This window comes from Rahnella bonaserana (genome assembly GCF_019049675.1).
GTDB lineage: Bacteria > Pseudomonadota > Gammaproteobacteria > Enterobacterales > Enterobacteriaceae > Rahnella > Rahnella bonaserana.
Map to the genome: position 1 here is coordinate 148,660 of NZ_JAFMOW010000061.1, position 16,275 is coordinate 164,934.

Consider the following 16,275-nt stretch of genomic DNA (forward strand, 5'->3'; position numbering starts at 1 on the left):
TCTGAGTTTTCTATGAAAAATAAGGGTGTTATTCAGTCAGCGGTCCGGTTTTTAGCGTGACGGAGACGGACATCAGCGGTTCACCGCCCTGCCAGGCCTGAATGCCCGCCAGCAGCACCAGCCCGCGGTGTTTCTCGCCCATGACCAGCGTCGGCCGGATGGCGTAATCTGTCGCGCAGAAGCGCTGTCCCTGCCCTGTTTTCGTCAGTAACCGGGGAGGGAAATGTGTTTCATGATGGGTTTGTACCACCTGCACCCGCGTGAAAACGTCGCCCAGGGTGGTCGCCTGAACCGACGGTAAAAGACTGCGCACGGTTTGCAGCGTCTGCGGAGAATTCACCAGCTGGCGAAACAACACCGCGTCGAGGAAACTCCACGCCGGAACAGCCGGGCTGCCAACAGCCAGAAACTGCGTATGCAGCGTCGCCAGTTCCTGCGCACTCAGCGTTTCCCCCTGCGTGACCGGCGACAGCACCAGTGCGTCCGTCGCGGTCAGTTTGCTGCTGATACTCATCTGCTGGGTTTGTGCGTGACGCAAACTGGCGCTCAGTTGCACCCCGTCATCCCGCAGCGTTTCGCGCACCGGAAGCTGATACGGCGCATCGCATAACACCGGTTCGCGCAGACGGCTGGTGAACATCAGTCCTTCCGGCGTTAACGGGTGCTTTTCCCATGAGTCGCTGAGCGCGGATTTAACATCCAGCATCGCCCGCATTCCGTGAACGCATAATCCGGTCAGACCGAGACGCTGCGCCCCGGCAGCATCAAAATGGATCGGATTGTAATCACCGGAAAACGCCGCCCAGCGTTCGGCATCACGCAGGCTGTAACGCAAAGTGTCACCCGCCAGCATTATTTCCCCCTTCCGATCACCAGCGCGGCGTTTGCCCCGCCGAAGCCGAAACTCAGGTTCAGCGTGGTGTTCAGTAGCGCCGGGCGATGCACGTTGGGGACGTAATCCAGATCGCACGCCGGATCGGGCGCATCGAGATGGCAGGTCGCGGGCATGATCTGATGCTCAAGCGCCTGCAGGCAGACGATCGATTCAAAACTGCCTGCCGCCGCGATCAGATGTCCGGTGTAGGATTTGGTACTTGAGCACGGCGTGGCGTAAGCCACCGTTTCGCCCAGCGCAATCTTGATCGCTTCGGTTTCATTGAGATCGTTAAGCGGCGTAGAGGTGCCGTGGGCATTGATATAATCCAGATCGCTGGCGGCAATACCGGCCTGCTCCAGCGCATGGCGGATGGTTTGAACCCGCGCAATTTTGTCTCCGGCGGGTGCGGTAAAATCAAAGGCATCAGAGAAATTGCCGTAACCCAGAATCTCACCGAGAATGTTTGCGCCGCGCGCCAGCGCCGATTCGCGTTCTTCCAGACACAGCACTGCCGCCCCTTCACTGAGCACAAAGCCGTTGCGGTGCAGGCTGAACGGGCAACAGGCGCGGGTGATCTCTTCCTGTTCACTGGCCAGCGCGCCCAGCACGTCAATGTTCCATACCGCCGAATCCGAACGCAGTGATTCTCCCGCGCCCGCCAGCATCATGCTGGCCCGGCCGCTGCGGATCAGTTCGAACGCATCGCCGACCGCAATGGTTCCGGTCGCACAGGCCGCGACCGGCGTGTTCTGATAGCCGCGCAACCCCCACAGCAAACTCACCGCCGCCGTGGCGGAATTTGGCATCGAGAAAAAACAGCCAAAAGGAGAGCCCATGCCGGTACGCAAATAGTCTTCGTAATGCAGCTGAGTTTCATCCTGCCCCGCCCAGCCGGTGCCCATAATGACGCCGCAGTCGCGCAAGTCGTAAAACTGCTCCGGTTTGTCATCCCCAAACGCCATCTGCATGGCTTCCCGCGCAGACGCCAGCGTCAGCCGGGCATACCGCGGCAGGCGGCGGCGGATGGCAGCGGGCACGCCTTTGAGCGAAGGTTCATGATCAATCAGCCCGTAAAAGCGCGATTTAATCCCGGCAGCTGACTTGTCGCAGTAACGGTAGCCGGGGGTGTAATCCATGATCGCCGCCCAGCTTTCGGCGGAGTTCATGCCCAGCGGGGTCACCGCACCGTAACCGGTGACAACCACCCGACGCGGCCTGTCTGCCGTCTGTAAAACATCCTTTTGCATGCTTTATCCTTGTTGACTCAATGTGTTGTCTTCCCCGCCACCCAGCGCCAGCCAGAGTTTCATCGTGGAATACAGGTAGTTATATTGCGTGGTGACCAGCGTGTTCTCGCTGTCCAGCAAGGTGTTCTGTGCGTCGAGCAGCGTCTGGTACACCACGGCACCGTGCCGGTACTGGCTTTCCACCAGCGCCAGCCGCTGCCGGCTTAATGCCAGATCGTCCAGCTGCCGTTGCTTTTCCTGCTGATAGGTCAGGCGCTGCGACATGGCATTGTCGATATCCTGCAACGCGCTGTAGGACGCGCTGCGAAACTGCATCGCCGCGGTTTGCACATCCAGACCGGATTGCTCCACGGTCAGCCGTACTTTGTTCCATTCGATAAACGGTAAGTCGAGCGCAGAACCCAGCGTTCTGGCCGGATTGCTGAACCATTGCTGAAACACAGCAGCCCCGGCATTCAGTGACGCATTCAACGTCAGCGACGGATAAAAACTCAGCCGCGCGACATCAGAACCCGCCAGCGCCGCACGCAGATTCAGCTCAGCTGACTGCACGTCCGGCCTTCTGGCGATCACGTCCAGCGGTAAACGCTGCGCCACCGGCACGCTCTGATGAATATCCAGCGACTGACGCTCTGCAGGGTATTGTCCCGGCGGACGGCTGAGTAAAATCGCCAGTGCATTACGGTTTTCATCGCGCTGTTGAAACAAATCGCGCAGGTTGTTTTCGCGGCTCAGCACTGTTTGCTGTGCCTGTAAATAATCCAGCTGACCGAGATCACCGGCTTTCCAGCGCGAGGTCACCATCACCAGCGTTTCACGGGCAATCGCCAGGCTTTGCTGCAAATTACTGATCTGCTGATTCAGGCTGGCAATCTGCCAGTAAAGCTGCGAGGTAGTGCCGATAAGCGTCAGCGCGGTAGCCTGCAAATCCTGCTGCGAGGCTTTTGCCAGCCAGTCTGACTGCTCACGGGTACGGGCCAGTTTCCCCCACAGATCCAGCTCATAAGAGGCCGACAGCGCACTGGCGTAGCTTTCCACCGGCGTGGTTTGGCGGCGCATATTTTTGGTGTTACTGGCTGATGAGTTGGCAGAAAAATCAGGGGTCAGATTCAGATCTGAGATCCCCGCCGTCAGCAGCGCCTGCCGCAGTTTTATCCCTGCCAGTGCCAGATCGTTATTGCTTTGCAGCGCGGAAACGATCAGCCGTGACAGCTGCGGGTCATCAAAGTTATCCCACCAGTGCGGGGAAAATTTCGCCACGCCTTCGCCGGTATCCTGCACACGCCAGGTTTGCGGCACTGACAGCAGCGGCCGCTGGTATTCGCTTTTCAGCGCCTGACCACAGCCGGTCAGCAGTAGCGTCATCGCGGCCATTGAGAGTAAATTCAGTTTGTTCATTCGCGTGCCAGCGCCTCTGTCGGATGCAAACGCGCGGCGTTGCGGGCCGGGAAAAAGCCGAAGCCGAGCCCGATAAGCGCCGAGAAACCGCAGGCTAAAAGGATCGGCGGCCAGGTGAAAATCATGGTGAATTCCTGCGTAACCTGAGAAAAAATCAGCCCCGCCACGCCGGATCCGACAATGCCGATCAAGCCTCCGAGGGTACAAATCACCACCGCCTCAATCAGGAACTGACGCATGATGTCCGCCGGACGTGCGCCGACCGACAGACGAATGCCGATCTCGTGCGTCCTTTCCGTCACCGACACCAGCATGATGTTCATCACGCCCACACCGCCCACCAGCAGGGAAATGCCGGCGATAGCGGTGATCAGCAACGTCATGGATTCCGACGTTTTGCGGATGGTTTTCGTCAGCTGGTCATTGGTCATGGTGAAGAAGTCGCGTTTGCCATGCGACGCATCCAGCAGTTGTTCGACGTTGCGCTGGGCGACATCCGTCGGATAGCCGTCGGCAATGCGCAGGGTGATGGATTGCAGCGGCGTATCCCCCGACATGCGCTCCAGCAAAGAGGTGTAAGGGATCCACGCGCCGAGCTGCTCGCCGATATACTTCGGCCCTTTTTTATCCGCCACGCCGATCACCCGGTAAGGCACGCCGGAAAGCTGAATAATTTCTCCCAGCGGATCCTGTCCGGGAAACAAGGTACTGCGCACATTCGGGTCGATGATCACCACCGGTTCCCGGTCGTCGAGATCGCGGGGCGTAAAGCGGTTACCGGCGATAAAGTTCAGCCCCTGCACGCGAAAGAAGCCGTTACTGACGCCCGACAGCGACACCAGCACCTGTTTGCCGCCGCGGATCGCCATCACGGTTTTGCTCACCACCGGCGACAGGCTGTCGATGTAAGGCTGTCTGCCGAGCAAATCCACATCTTCCAGCGTCAGGGAACGTTCGAAATCTGGCCGTGGTTTATCCCAGCCCAGGCCGGGCTGAATTTCGATGGTGCTAGTACCAAGCTGGCTTATCTGGCTGAGGATGCTCTGCCGTGCGCCCTCGCCTACCGCCATCGAGGACACCACAGAAGAGATGCCGATAATGATGCCGAGCATAGAAAGAAAAGCGCGGATCCGGTGCCCGAGCAGGGAACGCCACGCCATGCGCACCGCTTCTTTCAGGCTTTGCCAGAGCGGCGTGCGTCCTGTGGCGGCAATAGCTGGTAAGCCCTGAGATTTACCCTGTTTCATCACCGGATTGATGCGGTCCGCGACAATCTCGCCGTCGTGAATTTCGACGATGCGCTGGCACTGTTCGGCAATGCTGCGGTCGTGGGTGACGATAATCAGCGTATGTCCGGCCTGATGCAGTCCATGCAAAATCGCCATCAGTTCCTGACCGCTGGTGCTGTCGAGCGCGCCGGTCGGCTCATCGGCCAGGATCACCGGCGCACCGTTCATCAGCGCGCGCGCAATACTGACGCGTTGCTGCTGGCCGCCGGAAAGTTGCGCAGGCCGGTAATGCATGCGGTTGCCAAGGCCTAACCGGGTGAGCAGATGTTCCGCCCGCGCCTGACGTTCTGCCGCCGGCATGTCGGTATACAGCGCCGGAATGGTGACGTTTTCAATGGCCGTGAGATACGGCATCAGGTGATAGCGCTGAAAAATAAAACCCAGATACTGGCTGCGCAATTGCGCCAGCTGTTCGCTGGTCGCCACATGCGCAGGCACATCCATAATGCGCATTTCGCCTTCCGACGGTTTATCCAGACAACCGAGAATATTCATCAGCGTCGATTTACCCGAACCGGACGCGCCGATAATCGCCAGCATTTCACCGGCATTCACGCGCAGGGAAATATCGCGGAGCACCGTGACGGCAGCATTACCCTCACCAAAACGGCGGGAGATATGCGAAAGTTCAATGACCGGAGAATTAGCCATTTGCCGTCCCTGCCTCATTTTGCATAATCACCACGCGCTCACCCTCGCGCAGCCCGTCTTTCACTTCGACAAACTGACGGTCATTGATGCCCGCACGGATCACCCGTTGTTCGGTCTTGTCACCGTTCACTACCTGCACCTGATAACGGTCATCGCCCAGTGGCTGCCCCAGCGCCATCACCGGCAGACGCAGCACATTTTTAGCCTGCTCTGTGACGATAAATACCTGCGCGGTCATTGAAGTGCGCAGCAGATGATCAGGGTTCGGCACGCTGAACACGCCGTTGTAATAGACGGCAGAAGGTTGCTGAGTCTGGCTGCTGGCGCTTTCATCCTGTAAGGCGTCATTTGGCGCATCCTGTAACGTGCCCATCACGCTCTGATAGCGATGTTTGGGATCGGCGACCACGTAAAACCACAGCGGCTGACCGGGATGCACTTTCAGGATGTCGGTTTCTGAGATGCGGGTTTGCACCGTCATGGTATCGACGTTAGCCAGCACCAGAATGGTCGGCGCGGTCTGCGAGGACACCACGGTTTGCCCTTCTTTGGTGACGATGCCGAGCACCTGCCCGTCCACCGGTGCCAGGATCCGCGTATAGCCCAGATTGGCTTTCGCGGTTTCCAGCGCCATCTGCGCCTGCACAATCTGCGCTTCGTTGACTTTGATCTGCGCTTTCTGGGTATCGACTTTGGCCTGCGCCTGTTCGAGGTTACTTTTGGTGCCAGAACCGTCGCGATCCAGCTGTAACTGACGTTTCAGCTCCAGCTGATATTGCGTAAGCGTAAACAGCGACGCCTGTTTTTGCGCCACGGCACTGTCGAGTTCCGCTTCGGATTTACGCAGTTCGCTTTGCTGCAACGTCGGATCAATTTCCGCCAGCAACTGGCCTTTGGTGACCCGGTCGCCCGCACGGACATACAGTTTCTTTAACTGCCCGTTGACCTGAGCACCTACATTCACCTGCACAGAAGGTTTGAGGATGCCGGTCGCCAGTACGGTTTTTTCGATATCCCCGCGCCCTATGGCCTGCGAAACCAGCGGCGCAGTGGTGCCGGACATCATGCTGTGCACGCCGTACGCAGCAGCGACCAGCAGGATCAACACCACGAGGATCAGCGTATAAAATGCCCTGCGGCGTCCCGCGGCGATTTGTCTGAATGAGAAACTCACGCCGGTTCTCCTTGCGCGGTGAGAGCGGAAATCACGGCGTCACTCTGTGCAGCGATGCAGCCATTTCTCATCACACAGATTCGGTCAAACAAGGCCAGCGCCGTTTCACTGTGCGTGACGGTGATCAGGGTTTTTGCGTATTCCCGGCAATGGCTGATCAGGGTTTGCATCACCTGCTGCGCCGTTTCTTCATCGAGATTGGCCGTCGGCTCGTCGAGTACCATCACCGGACAATCGCTGTACATCGCACGTGCCAGCATCAGGCGCTGACGCTGGCCCAGCGACAATGCGGGATGGCTTTCACGGATCAGCGCATTTTGTTTGCCTGGCAGTCGGTCGATGACGTCAGTCAGGTTCAAGCCGCGCAATGACTTATCAATACGCCGCTGTTTTTGCGCGTCGTGTTCACGATCAAAGAGCGTGATGTTTTGCAGAACACTGGTATTGAACAGAATGTCTTCCTGACTTTGCAGGAAGAACAGCTTCTGCGCCTGACGGCTGCTGACCGGCTGTCCGTCGGCAAGGATTTCACCGCCCTGAGGTTCGATAAGCCCGGTAATGACTTTCAGCAGCGTACTTTTCCCGGCGCCCGACTCGCCGACAATCGCCAGCATTTCGCCATGACGCACAGTCACAGACACGTGATCCAGCACCGGCTTACCCGGATCGTAAGCAAACTGCAGTTCCCGGTAACTGAGCTCTTGGCTGAAGCGGACAGGCGGCAGTAAGTCGCCAGTGGCCTCTTCCCTGACCTGCGGGAACAGATCGGCTGCGCGGGTATCAATCACGTGCAGCTGATTCTTTTGCAGCACGGAGAAGAAAATCTGCGTGATGTAGGCGGTGAAAATCTGGCGCACAAAGCTGTAGGCAAAGAATTCGCCCAGTGAAATCCGGTTATCTTTCAGCAGCGGCAGCGCCAGCAGCATGAAGAAGACCATTTCGAGGCTGCCAATCAGCTGATACAGGCTGCTTTTCACCTGCTCGTACACTTTCTGTTTCTGACGGCAGTCAAACAGTGAAAGCGCATAGGCGGCGAATGCCGTCTGGCGCTGACTGTTCAGTCCGGCAGATTTGAGCGTGGCAAACCCCTGAATAGTTTCCAGCAGGAAGTCGCTTTGTTCTGCACTCTTTACCTGAACCTGCTGGGTGTAATAGCGGTCACGGAAAATCGCCCAGACGCTGACCAGCCCCATCAGCGTGACGCCGATGGCGGAAATGCCAGCCAGCAGCGGGCTGATATAGCACATCACCGCCAGCGCAATCACACCGACCACCCAGTCCACACGCAGGCCGTTATCCAGCTCGATTTTTTGCGCCGCCGCCATTTGCCAGTTAGAGAAACGGCTGTAGATTTCACCGGGACTGCGCTTTTCAAAAAAAGACAGGGTGTTGGTCAGCAGACGGGCAAAGCCGCTGACGCTCTGCATCACCACAAAACGTTTAATAAACCGCTCAGTCACGCTGCGCACAATAAACGCCAGCAGTGTCGAGACGACAAAGGCCAGCAGATAATAGAAATACGGAAATTCAGTTTTGCCGCCGGAGGAGAAAACGTTGTTAATTGCCGAACTGACCATTACCGGCATGATGAATAAGGTCAGTGAAACCAGAAATGCCAGTAACATCAGCCGGTAGATGCCGGGGATTGCCGCCGTCTGTTTCAGGCTCATGCATTCCAGCGCACGGAAACGACGCGTGCGCGGTTGTTTTTCTGCCGGTTGCGCAGTGCGCGGCGCCTCCTTATCAAGCACTACCGCGTAACCGCTGATTTCAGATCTGAGCGCGGCAATGGGCAGAAGCTGTTCACCAATCGCCGGATTCATCACGCAGACATAGCTGCCCTGACGATAGGCCAGCAGAACATAGTGACTGGCACCGTAGTGCAAAATGGCCGGTAAAGGCAATTCGGCCAGTTCATCGAAGTCAAACGCCACCGGATACGACGGGATCGCCAGCTCAGATAAGATGTCGCAAAGGGTGGACAGCGCGGTGCCGTGGGACGATGTCGGGAAACGTTCGCGCAGTGTTTCCAGCGGGGCGCTGATGCCCTGAGTCTCCGCCAGCATAGAAATACAGGCCAGCGCGCATTCGTTCGTTTCTGCCTGATAAACCAGCTTAGGAATAATATTATCCATAATCGATACCTTAAAACGCCCTGTTCTTTTCAGTAATATCGCGGCGCTGTTGCGGATGGATTTCATTCATTAATAAAAAATAACGAATGCGAATGCCACAGCATCCAGTCGGTTGAATGTTCACGAATACTTTGTTCAATAATGCGCGGCATTTTTTCTTTTAATTCTTTTGCACTGACCGGGTCATGGATAACGATATTCAATCCCCTGTCATAATAAAGATGATAAAAAATCACCTTCGCAGACATCATTCTGGCCAGCCGGATAATCCCGCTATGTAAACTGGCGGGGCGACCAAATATCCGGCAGGGTAATTTTTCAGCTTTATCTTTACTGGCAAACTGCGTGAAATCAGGCGTGATATCCGGGAATAAAATAATATTCCGCTGATTATCGGCGGCCTCCATGACTGACGTCATCAGATTTCCGGCAATGTTTTTATTATCTTCATGTATCGAGCAATAGGTCAGATCGACGCCGCCCAGTTGCCGCTCCGCGGCGGAATGCGCATCCGCGCTGCGTGAAGTAATGACTGTCGCCTTACCCGGAAAAGCAGCGGCTCCGGCCATGGTACTCAGCACGTCCGACACCATGTGTAATGGCGCGAGGATCACCGGCTGACCGGCACGTTGCAGCGGCTCGACAACTGCATTGAGCCTGGCCGAACAGTCTGCCAGCTCCCGCAATGCCCGGCGGTTCTGCCCGTAGGTCACCGCCTGAATCAGCAGCTGTCGCCGCCGGGTCTGCCAGACATAATCAAATTTCTTATTATCATTAATCAGACACTGACGGTTAGATTCTGCGACCGCCGCCCGCAATTTCACATCACGGCCTGTCAGCCCTAAAAAGCAACTAACGCGGGATAAAGCAAAAATAACGCGATAATGTATATGCCGGAATAATAAACAATGCGCCCTGTAGCCAGTAAGCCGGAGTTTATACAAAAACCACTGACATCTGACGGTGAGGTTTTTCCAAAACAGCGCGCACCACAGGGCCACGAATTTCATTATTTCTCCGGCGCCTGATCATTCTTTAAAATAGAGAGTAATTTGTCAGAGAATGACGTGAAATCACGGTCCTGGATCGCCACCCACTTTTTGGACACAATAAAAGTCGGGGTTGCATTGATGTCGTAATACTGTGTCACGCGCGTCATATAATCCAGCAGGTTTTTGACTTCTGCGGACTGGCTGACTTTATGGTATTCATCGACATTTATCTTATTCTCTGCCAGCCACTCATCACGTTTTGCCGGGTCGCCAAGATCGATGTGATTTTTCATCACCGCGTCATAGGCGCTTTCACGGTGGGCTTCTTCAATTCCCATCACCTGCAAGGTGGCAAATACCGGTGCAAAGCGCGCCAGTCCGCCCTGATTATCCAGGCTAAAGTGCAGGCGAACCAGTTTCTTACCCGCTGGCATACGTTTTTCCAGCGCCTCGACATTCTTTTCGTTTAATGCACAGTAATGACAACCGTATGAGAAGATTTCAATAATATCTTCCCCGTCAGCAATCGGACTTTTAGCTAATTTATCCGCGGACAGTGACGTCAGAACCTGTTGTCCTTCATCGCTGGATTGATTGCGAACCAGGTAATGGATCCAGGCGGTAGTAATCAGTGCTGAAATAACCGCGACAAAAACGGTATACGCCAGAATGGGCAGAATTCTTTTTTTCATGGGGGGCTTTTCATCCTGAAAATAATAATACGCGACGCTCAGCGGGGAAGTATCAGGCGGGCGTTGTACAAGTAATACAACGCCCTGTCAGATAAACAGTAAATCTACTTAATCTGATTTAATAAGAAACGAATGTTTCTTAGCCTACGTTACCGCAGTTGATAATTGCTGCGGCGGTGAAGGTTTTAGTCACAACACCGTTTTTATCAGTACAGGTTTTCACTGCATTACATACAGTGGTATCACCCACCAGGTTTAATTCAAAGCTGTTTACGCAAGTCGTGGTACCGCCAACAATTGCGCTTGCTTCAGTCATGTTGATCTTTTTCATCTGTGATATCCTTATTTAGTTAGAATTAATATAAACAAAGTTTGGGCATATTATTCACTGACCTGTTTCCAGTGACGCCCCGCACAGAGAAAGTATTATAAAAATACATTCCCCTGCACGCCGAAATAATCACCTCGAACATAAACATTCAGGCTTTCATTGTCGGATGCGGCGCATTGTAGCGACGGTTTTTTAATTGGGCAATACACCCCAATGGACATAAGGCGCGCAATATCAACCGTTGAATTACACAGGTTGCAGGAGTTTTCTGATATAAAATTAAGATAAAGCACAGCGGATAAATTTAGCCGTGCCCGATGCCAGATCTGCCTTATTTAAGATGCAGGACATTTCTCAGGAAATATTAAGAATACAGGATCCTAAGATGGCAAAATTTTTTAAAAATATTTGACAGGAAAGGTTGTACAACGCTTTTGCGGGGATGCAGGGAGGAAAAATAAAACAAAGGGAGCTAACATCCCATCCGCTTCCTGTCACGGGAAACGGATGGGCACAACACGTTCATCATCAGAAACCTAATGAATCCAGCAGATCATCAACCTGTTCCTGCGAGGCTACGACACCGACACCGTTAGCGTCGAGTTGCGGGCCGTTCAGCAGGCTGTCGGTTTCGCGTTTCTGCTTAACCTGTTGTTCAGGAATATTTTCCATCAGCACCATTAGCAGCTGATTTTCAATTTCCTGGACCACAGTCATCATGCGTTTGATCACCTGACCGGTCAGATCCTGGAAGTCCTGCGCCATCATGATTTCCATCAGCTGAGCGTTGGTAAAACTGGTGTGCTCAGGGATTTCTTTCAGATAGCTGCGGGTATCAGTCACCAGTTCGCGCGCATCCGATAATTCAATCGGATTCTCAAACCATTCATCCCAACGCTTATCAAGTTTCTTCGCGGCAGATTCAAGTTTGTTCTGACGAGGTTGCGCGGCTTCCACACAGTTCAGGGCGCGCTCGGCGGCCTGAGCTGTCATGGTGACCACATAATCGAGGCGATCGCGTGCATCCGGGATCGCTTCGGCTGCCTGAGCAATGGCCTGATCCAGGCCAAGTTCACGCATGCTGTCACGCAACATACGGGTCAGTTGCCCAATGCGGGCGATAATATCGCCCGCGGTTGCTGCATCATTTGCAGGCATTGGTATCTCTGCCATAGGTGTGCTCCTACATGCCCAGTTTTTCGAATATTTTGCCCAGCTTTTCTTCCAGCGTGGCGGCGGTAAATGGTTTCACGACATAACCACTGGCACCGGCCTGCGCGGCTGCAACGATGTTTTCTTTCTTCGCTTCTGCCGTTACCATCAGCACCGGCAATTTAGCCAGTGCGCCATCAGCACGGATGGTTTTGAGCAGATCCAGACCGTCCATGTTTGGCATGTTCCAGTCGGATACCACGAAGTCAAAACCGCCAGCACGCAGTTTGTTCAGCGCATCAACGCCGTCTTCTGCTTCTTCAACGTTGTTGAAGCCCAGCTCTTTCAGCAGGTTGCGCACGATACGACGCATGGTAGAGAAGTCGTCTACTACCAGGAATCTCAGATTTGGATCGGCCATGTTTTATCTACTCCTAAGGTTTGCTACCCAGCGCAAGGCTGAAAAATTAAATACGTAATGCCTGACCGGCTGATATTTGTGCCAGCATCCGCTGACTGATTTGGCTGAGATCCACCACTTCGTTTACGCCACCGGTGGCGATAGCCTCACGAGGCATACCGAAAACCACACAACTGGCTTCGTTTTGTGCAAGGGTGTAAGCCCCTGCGCGGTGCATCTCGAGCATGCCGGCAGCGCCGTCATTGCCCATTCCCGTCAGGATCACCCCGACGGCATTGCGTCCGGCGTACTGCGCCACCGAACGGAATAACACGTCAACCGACGGACGATGGCGGTTAACTGCCGGACCGTCGTTCAACTTGACCTGATAGTTGGCGCCACTGCGCGCCAGTTCCATATGCCGGTCGCCCGGCGCGATATAGGCGTGCCCCGGCAAAACGCGTTCGCCGTCTTCGGCCTCTTTCACGGTTATCTGGCACAACTTGTTCAGACGCTCCGCAAACGAGCGGGTAAATCCCGGTGGCATATGTTGTGTAATCATCAGTGCCGGACAGGTCGGCGGCAGCGGTTGCAGCACGTGGCGGATAGCCTCGGTGCCACCGGTCGATGACCCGATTGCAATCAGCTTTTCACTGCTCAGCAGCGGCGTATGACTGAGAATGCGCGGCTGTTCGGTATTGACGCTTTTATTCAGACGCGCTTTTGACGCGGTACGAATTTTGTCGGCAATCATTTCGCTGTAAGCCAGCATGCCTTCGCGGATCCCCAGCTGCGGTTTGGTGACGAAATCAATCGCCCCCAGTTCCAGCGCACGCAGGGTGATTTCCGAGCCTTTACCGGTCAGCGACGACACCATGACCACCGGCATCGGGCGCAGGCGCATCAGCTTTTCCAGAAAATCCAGTCCGTCCATACGCGGCATTTCGACATCCAGCGTCAGTACGTCAGGGTTGAATTTCTTGATGAGATCACGTGCCACCAGAGGATCAGGCGCAGTCGCCACCATTTCCATATCCGGATGGCTGTTAATGATTTCAGTCATCAGCTGACGCATTAACGCCGAATCATCGACGCTCAACACTCTGATTTTATTCATTACCTCTCCTTGGCGAGGCCGTAGACAGTCTGACCGCGCAAATAAAATTCCCGGCTGATTTGGCTGAAGTTTTCGGAGTGTCCGGCAAACATCAGACCACCCGGTTTAAGTAACGGAACAAATCGGCGTAAAATTTTCTCCTGTGTTTCTTTATCGAAATAAATCATCACATTACGGCAGAAAATTGCATCAAACGGACCGTTCAGCTGCCACTGGTTTGCCAGCAAATTCAGCTGCTGGAAAGCCACCATCTGCGCCAGTTCAGGACGCACACGCACCAGACCGCTGTGAGGACCGGTGCCTTTGAGGAAAAATTTCTGTAATTGCTGCGGGCTGAGCGTGCGCAGCTCTTCCAGCCGGTAAACGCCGGCCGTGGCTTTTTCCAGCACCTGCGTGTCAATGTCACTCGCCTGAATACGGCAGCTCGTCATGCGCGGGCCGAGCGCCTCACTGAGGGTCATGGCGATGGAATACGGCTCTTCGCCGGTTGACGCCGCCGTGCTCCACACACTGTAATTATTCGGGCGTGAACGGGCATGCTCCGCCAGAATCGGAAAGTGGTGTGCTTCGCGGAAAAACGCCGTCAGGTTGGTGGTCAGCGCATTAATAAACGCCTGCCATTCCGGGCTGTTGCTGTCGTTTTCCAGCAACGCCATATAACTGGCAAAGTCATTCAGCCCGAGGATACGCAACCGCCGGACCAGGCGGTTGTAGACCATTTCCCGTTTATGGTCTGCCAGTACAATTCCCGCACGCTGATAGATAAGTTCGCTTATCCGGCGGAAATGGGTATCTGACAGCGGTAAACGCTGGATCATCTGAGCCATGATCGAAGTGTTATCAGCACTCATTGGCGAGCCTGGTTGATTCATGGTGCAGCTCCATTAAATGGACAGGTGGTATTACGGGTACCCAATTCACTCTTCATCCGCTGATTATTCATCCGCGACTTTTCATAGATGACCTTGTCAGAAAGTTTCCCAGTTATCCGCAGAACCTGCTCGCGCTGGCGCCGCAATTAACGCAGGTTGAGCCACCTGGCGTGGTGTAAAGCCCTGAGCCGTACCGTTGTGGCGCGGCAGAGCGCCATCGGCTGAAGCAAGGCGGAACACCGAAACCGCGCGGGTCAGGTTTTCAGATTCTGCTTCCAGCGTATGTGTGGAGGAAGCGGCCTGCTGAACCAGCGTGGCGTTTTGCTGTGTCACCTGATCCATCTGCGTCACGGCAATAGAAACCTGTTCGATACCGCGACTTTGCTCGTCGGAGGCTGAGGCGATTTCGCCCATAATGTCGGTCACCCGGGTCACGGCGCGAACGATGTCATCCATGGTATTACCGGCAGATTCCACCAGTACGGACCCCTGGCTGACGCGGCTGACGGACTCATCAATCAGCGCTTTGATTTCTTTCGCGGCCTGAGCACTGCGCTGTGCAAGGCTGCGCACTTCACCGGCCACTACCGCAAATCCACGACCCTGCTCACCCGCACGGGCGGCTTCTACCGCAGCGTTCAGAGCCAGAATGTTGGTCTGGAAAGCAATGCCATCAATCACGCTGGTGATCGCACTGATTTTTTTCGAGCTGCCCGCAATGTCATTCATGGTTTTCACCACATTGCCGGTCAGTTCACCGCCCTTTTCAGCGGTATTCGACGCATCACGCGCCAGCTGCGTCGCCTGACGGGCGTTCTCGGCGTTCTGTTTCACGGTCGCGGTCAGCTGTTCCATACTGGCGGCCGTTTCTTCCAGTGCAGAGGCCTGTTGTTCAGTACGGGAAGACAAATCGGTATTACCCGCCGCAATGCCTTTCAGGCCAGCAAACATGGTGTCGGCGCCGTGGCGCACGGTACGTACTGTTTGTGCCAGCGAGGACTGCATCTGTTGCAGGCTTTCGAGCATCACTTTGATTTCGTAGCGCCCTTCTGCCACGATCGGCGCAGAAATATCGCCAGAACCGATACGGTCAAAATGGGCACGCATGGTAGTCAGCGGACGGAACAGGATCCGGCGCGTAACAACCAGCGCCAGCGCCGTCAGCGCCAGCAATAGCAGGATGATCACCGTCGTATTGATCATCACGCTCTGATAAGACGCCGCAGTTTGGGTCTGCGCCTGCTGGAAACGCCCGCCGACGTACGCGACATAATTGCCAACATCCTGCTGGAACTGATCCTGATATTTTTGAGTCGGACTGCCGAGAAACGCCGCCATGTCACCACGCGATAACGCATCAATCAGCACCTGCAACATGCCGTGCAATGCTTCGTAGCTGGCTTTGTTAACGGTGGTCAGCTCAGCGGCCTTTTCGGTTCTGCGTGGCAGAGCCAGAAAAGCAGCGTAAGAATCTTCAGCACTTTTCAGGCTGTTTTTCGCGTCAGCCATCAGTTGTGTCACGGTTTCCTGAGGCTGTTTCAGCGCCAGACGCGTGGCCGCGCGGTTCAGTGTGTTGCGGGTTTGCAGCAGATATGACCAGCTCTGGTTCAGCGCATCACGCTGCTCAGCAGTATTAGATATCTGCTCAAAATTCATTTTATCCGTGTGGGCGGCATACAGTGACAAGCCACTGCTCACCAGTTGCATCACAAAAAATACTATCAATAACAAAAACATGCAGGTGGACACACGGATGTGCTTAAACATGGATAACCTCGTTAGCTGCCAGCCCTGACCGGCACCTTATTTCTTAATACCCTTCATATTCAGGTCTGCAGATGCGTTGGCTGCTCTCCGTCACCCGAATCACTTAGTAAAGTAAGTTCATCGGGATTTCTTCGTTTGCCGCCTGCCTGCAAACCTGACTATTTTGGGTAGCGATGTTGAT

At 54.9% G+C, this 16,275-nt stretch carries 14 protein-coding genes; all 14 read right to left on the reverse strand.

The genetic code is table 11. The annotated features are described in order from the left end of the window. Positions 1-28: 28 nt before the first annotated feature. Positions 29-853 carry a MaoC/PaaZ C-terminal domain-containing protein gene (locus J1778_RS11265; RefSeq protein ID WP_217173217.1) on the reverse strand — a complete coding sequence of 275 codons (825 nt, stop codon included), beginning with the start codon at positions 851-853 and terminating at the stop codon, positions 29-31. Continuing rightward, positions 853-2,124 (reverse strand): beta-ketoacyl-[acyl-carrier-protein] synthase family protein, encoded by a 1,272-nt coding sequence (locus J1778_RS11270; protein WP_217173218.1) that lies wholly within the window; start codon positions 2,122-2,124, stop codon positions 853-855. The genes J1778_RS11265 and J1778_RS11270 overlap by 1 nt, the downstream gene beginning before the upstream one ends. Positions 2,125-2,127: 3 nt before the next feature. Beyond that, positions 2,128-3,522, reverse strand: a complete 1,395-nt coding sequence (locus tag J1778_RS11275) for an efflux transporter outer membrane subunit (RefSeq protein WP_217173219.1) — start codon at positions 3,520-3,522, stop codon at positions 2,128-2,130. Continuing rightward, positions 3,519-5,462 (reverse strand): MacB family efflux pump subunit, encoded by a 1,944-nt coding sequence (locus tag J1778_RS11280; RefSeq protein ID WP_217173220.1) that lies wholly within the window; start codon positions 5,460-5,462, stop codon positions 3,519-3,521. Before J1778_RS11280 ends, J1778_RS11275 begins: the two co-directional genes overlap by 4 nt. Further along, positions 5,455-6,636 carry an efflux RND transporter periplasmic adaptor subunit gene (locus tag J1778_RS11285; protein WP_476655308.1) on the reverse strand — a complete coding sequence of 394 codons (1,182 nt, stop codon included), beginning with the start codon at positions 6,634-6,636 and terminating at the stop codon, positions 5,455-5,457. The genes J1778_RS11280 and J1778_RS11285 overlap by 8 nt, the downstream gene beginning before the upstream one ends. Beyond that, entirely contained in the window at positions 6,633-8,771 is a 2,139-nt protein-coding gene (locus J1778_RS11290) for a peptidase domain-containing ABC transporter (protein ID WP_217173221.1), read from the reverse strand. Before J1778_RS11290 ends, J1778_RS11285 begins: the two co-directional genes overlap by 4 nt. A 62-nt stretch (positions 8,772-8,833) precedes the next feature. Then, the gene (locus J1778_RS11295; RefSeq protein ID WP_284001911.1) at positions 8,834-9,595 is read right to left on the reverse strand and encodes a lysophospholipid acyltransferase family protein; all 762 of its coding nucleotides are present in this window, start codon (positions 9,593-9,595) and stop codon (positions 8,834-8,836) included. Positions 9,596-9,780: 185 nt separating this feature from the next. Beyond that, positions 9,781-10,455 (reverse strand): DsbA family protein, encoded by a 675-nt coding sequence (locus J1778_RS11300; protein ID WP_217173223.1) that lies wholly within the window; start codon positions 10,453-10,455, stop codon positions 9,781-9,783. A gap of 139 nt (positions 10,456-10,594) precedes the next feature. Continuing rightward, positions 10,595-10,786, reverse strand: coding sequence for a DUF4762 family protein (locus J1778_RS11305; protein WP_217173224.1), 192 nt, complete (start codon positions 10,784-10,786; stop codon positions 10,595-10,597). Between the two features lie 528 nt (positions 10,787-11,314). Further along, on the reverse strand, positions 11,315-11,959 hold the full coding sequence (cheZ, locus tag J1778_RS11310) for a protein phosphatase CheZ (protein ID WP_112291593.1): 645 nt from the start codon (positions 11,957-11,959) through the stop codon (positions 11,315-11,317). Between the two features lie 10 nt (positions 11,960-11,969). Then, positions 11,970-12,359 carry a chemotaxis response regulator CheY gene (gene cheY, locus J1778_RS11315; protein ID WP_104922338.1) on the reverse strand — a complete coding sequence of 130 codons (390 nt, stop codon included), beginning with the start codon at positions 12,357-12,359 and terminating at the stop codon, positions 11,970-11,972. A gap of 46 nt (positions 12,360-12,405) precedes the next feature. Beyond that, positions 12,406-13,455 carry a protein-glutamate methylesterase/protein-glutamine glutaminase gene (locus J1778_RS11320; protein WP_217149477.1) on the reverse strand — a complete coding sequence of 350 codons (1,050 nt, stop codon included), beginning with the start codon at positions 13,453-13,455 and terminating at the stop codon, positions 12,406-12,408. Beyond that, on the reverse strand, positions 13,455-14,327 hold the full coding sequence (gene cheR, locus J1778_RS11325) for a protein-glutamate O-methyltransferase CheR (RefSeq protein ID WP_217173225.1): 873 nt from the start codon (positions 14,325-14,327) through the stop codon (positions 13,455-13,457). The genes J1778_RS11320 and cheR overlap by 1 nt, the downstream gene beginning before the upstream one ends. Positions 14,328-14,423: 96 nt before the next feature. After that, positions 14,424-16,094: a methyl-accepting chemotaxis protein gene (locus J1778_RS11330; RefSeq protein ID WP_217173226.1), complete on the reverse strand. Its 1,671-nt coding sequence runs from the start codon at positions 16,092-16,094 to the stop codon at positions 14,424-14,426. Positions 16,095-16,275 lie beyond the last annotated feature (181 nt).

What these genes read in the sequence shown, in the direction of transcription:
- J1778_RS11265 (WP_217173217.1), bottom strand. Translation starts at nt 853, where the DNA reads ATGCTGGCGGGTGACACTTTGCGTTACAGCCTGCGTGATGCCGAACGC.
- J1778_RS11270 (WP_217173218.1), bottom strand. Translation starts at nt 2,124, where the DNA reads ATGCAAAAGGATGTTTTACAGACGGCAGACAGGCCGCGTCGGGTGGTT.
- J1778_RS11275 (WP_217173219.1), bottom strand. Translation starts at nt 3,522, where the DNA reads ATGAACAAACTGAATTTACTCTCAATGGCCGCGATGACGCTACTGCTG.
- J1778_RS11280 (WP_217173220.1), bottom strand. Translation starts at nt 5,462, where the DNA reads ATGGCTAATTCTCCGGTCATTGAACTTTCGCATATCTCCCGCCGTTTT.
- J1778_RS11290 (WP_217173221.1), bottom strand. Translation starts at nt 8,771, where the DNA reads ATGGATAATATTATTCCTAAGCTGGTTTATCAGGCAGAAACGAACGAA.
- J1778_RS11300 (WP_217173223.1), bottom strand. Translation starts at nt 10,455, where the DNA reads ATGAAAAAAAGAATTCTGCCCATTCTGGCGTATACCGTTTTTGTCGCG.
- J1778_RS11305 (WP_217173224.1), bottom strand. Translation starts at nt 10,786, where the DNA reads ATGAAAAAGATCAACATGACTGAAGCAAGCGCAATTGTTGGCGGTACC.
- cheZ (WP_112291593.1), bottom strand. Translation starts at nt 11,959, where the DNA reads ATGGCAGAGATACCAATGCCTGCAAATGATGCAGCAACCGCGGGCGAT.
- cheY (WP_104922338.1), bottom strand. Translation starts at nt 12,359, where the DNA reads ATGGCCGATCCAAATCTGAGATTCCTGGTAGTAGACGACTTCTCTACC.
- J1778_RS11320 (WP_217149477.1), bottom strand. Translation starts at nt 13,455, where the DNA reads ATGAATAAAATCAGAGTGTTGAGCGTCGATGATTCGGCGTTAATGCGT.
- cheR (WP_217173225.1), bottom strand. Translation starts at nt 14,327, where the DNA reads ATGAATCAACCAGGCTCGCCAATGAGTGCTGATAACACTTCGATCATG.
- J1778_RS11330 (WP_217173226.1), bottom strand. Translation starts at nt 16,094, where the DNA reads ATGTTTAAGCACATCCGTGTGTCCACCTGCATGTTTTTGTTATTGATA.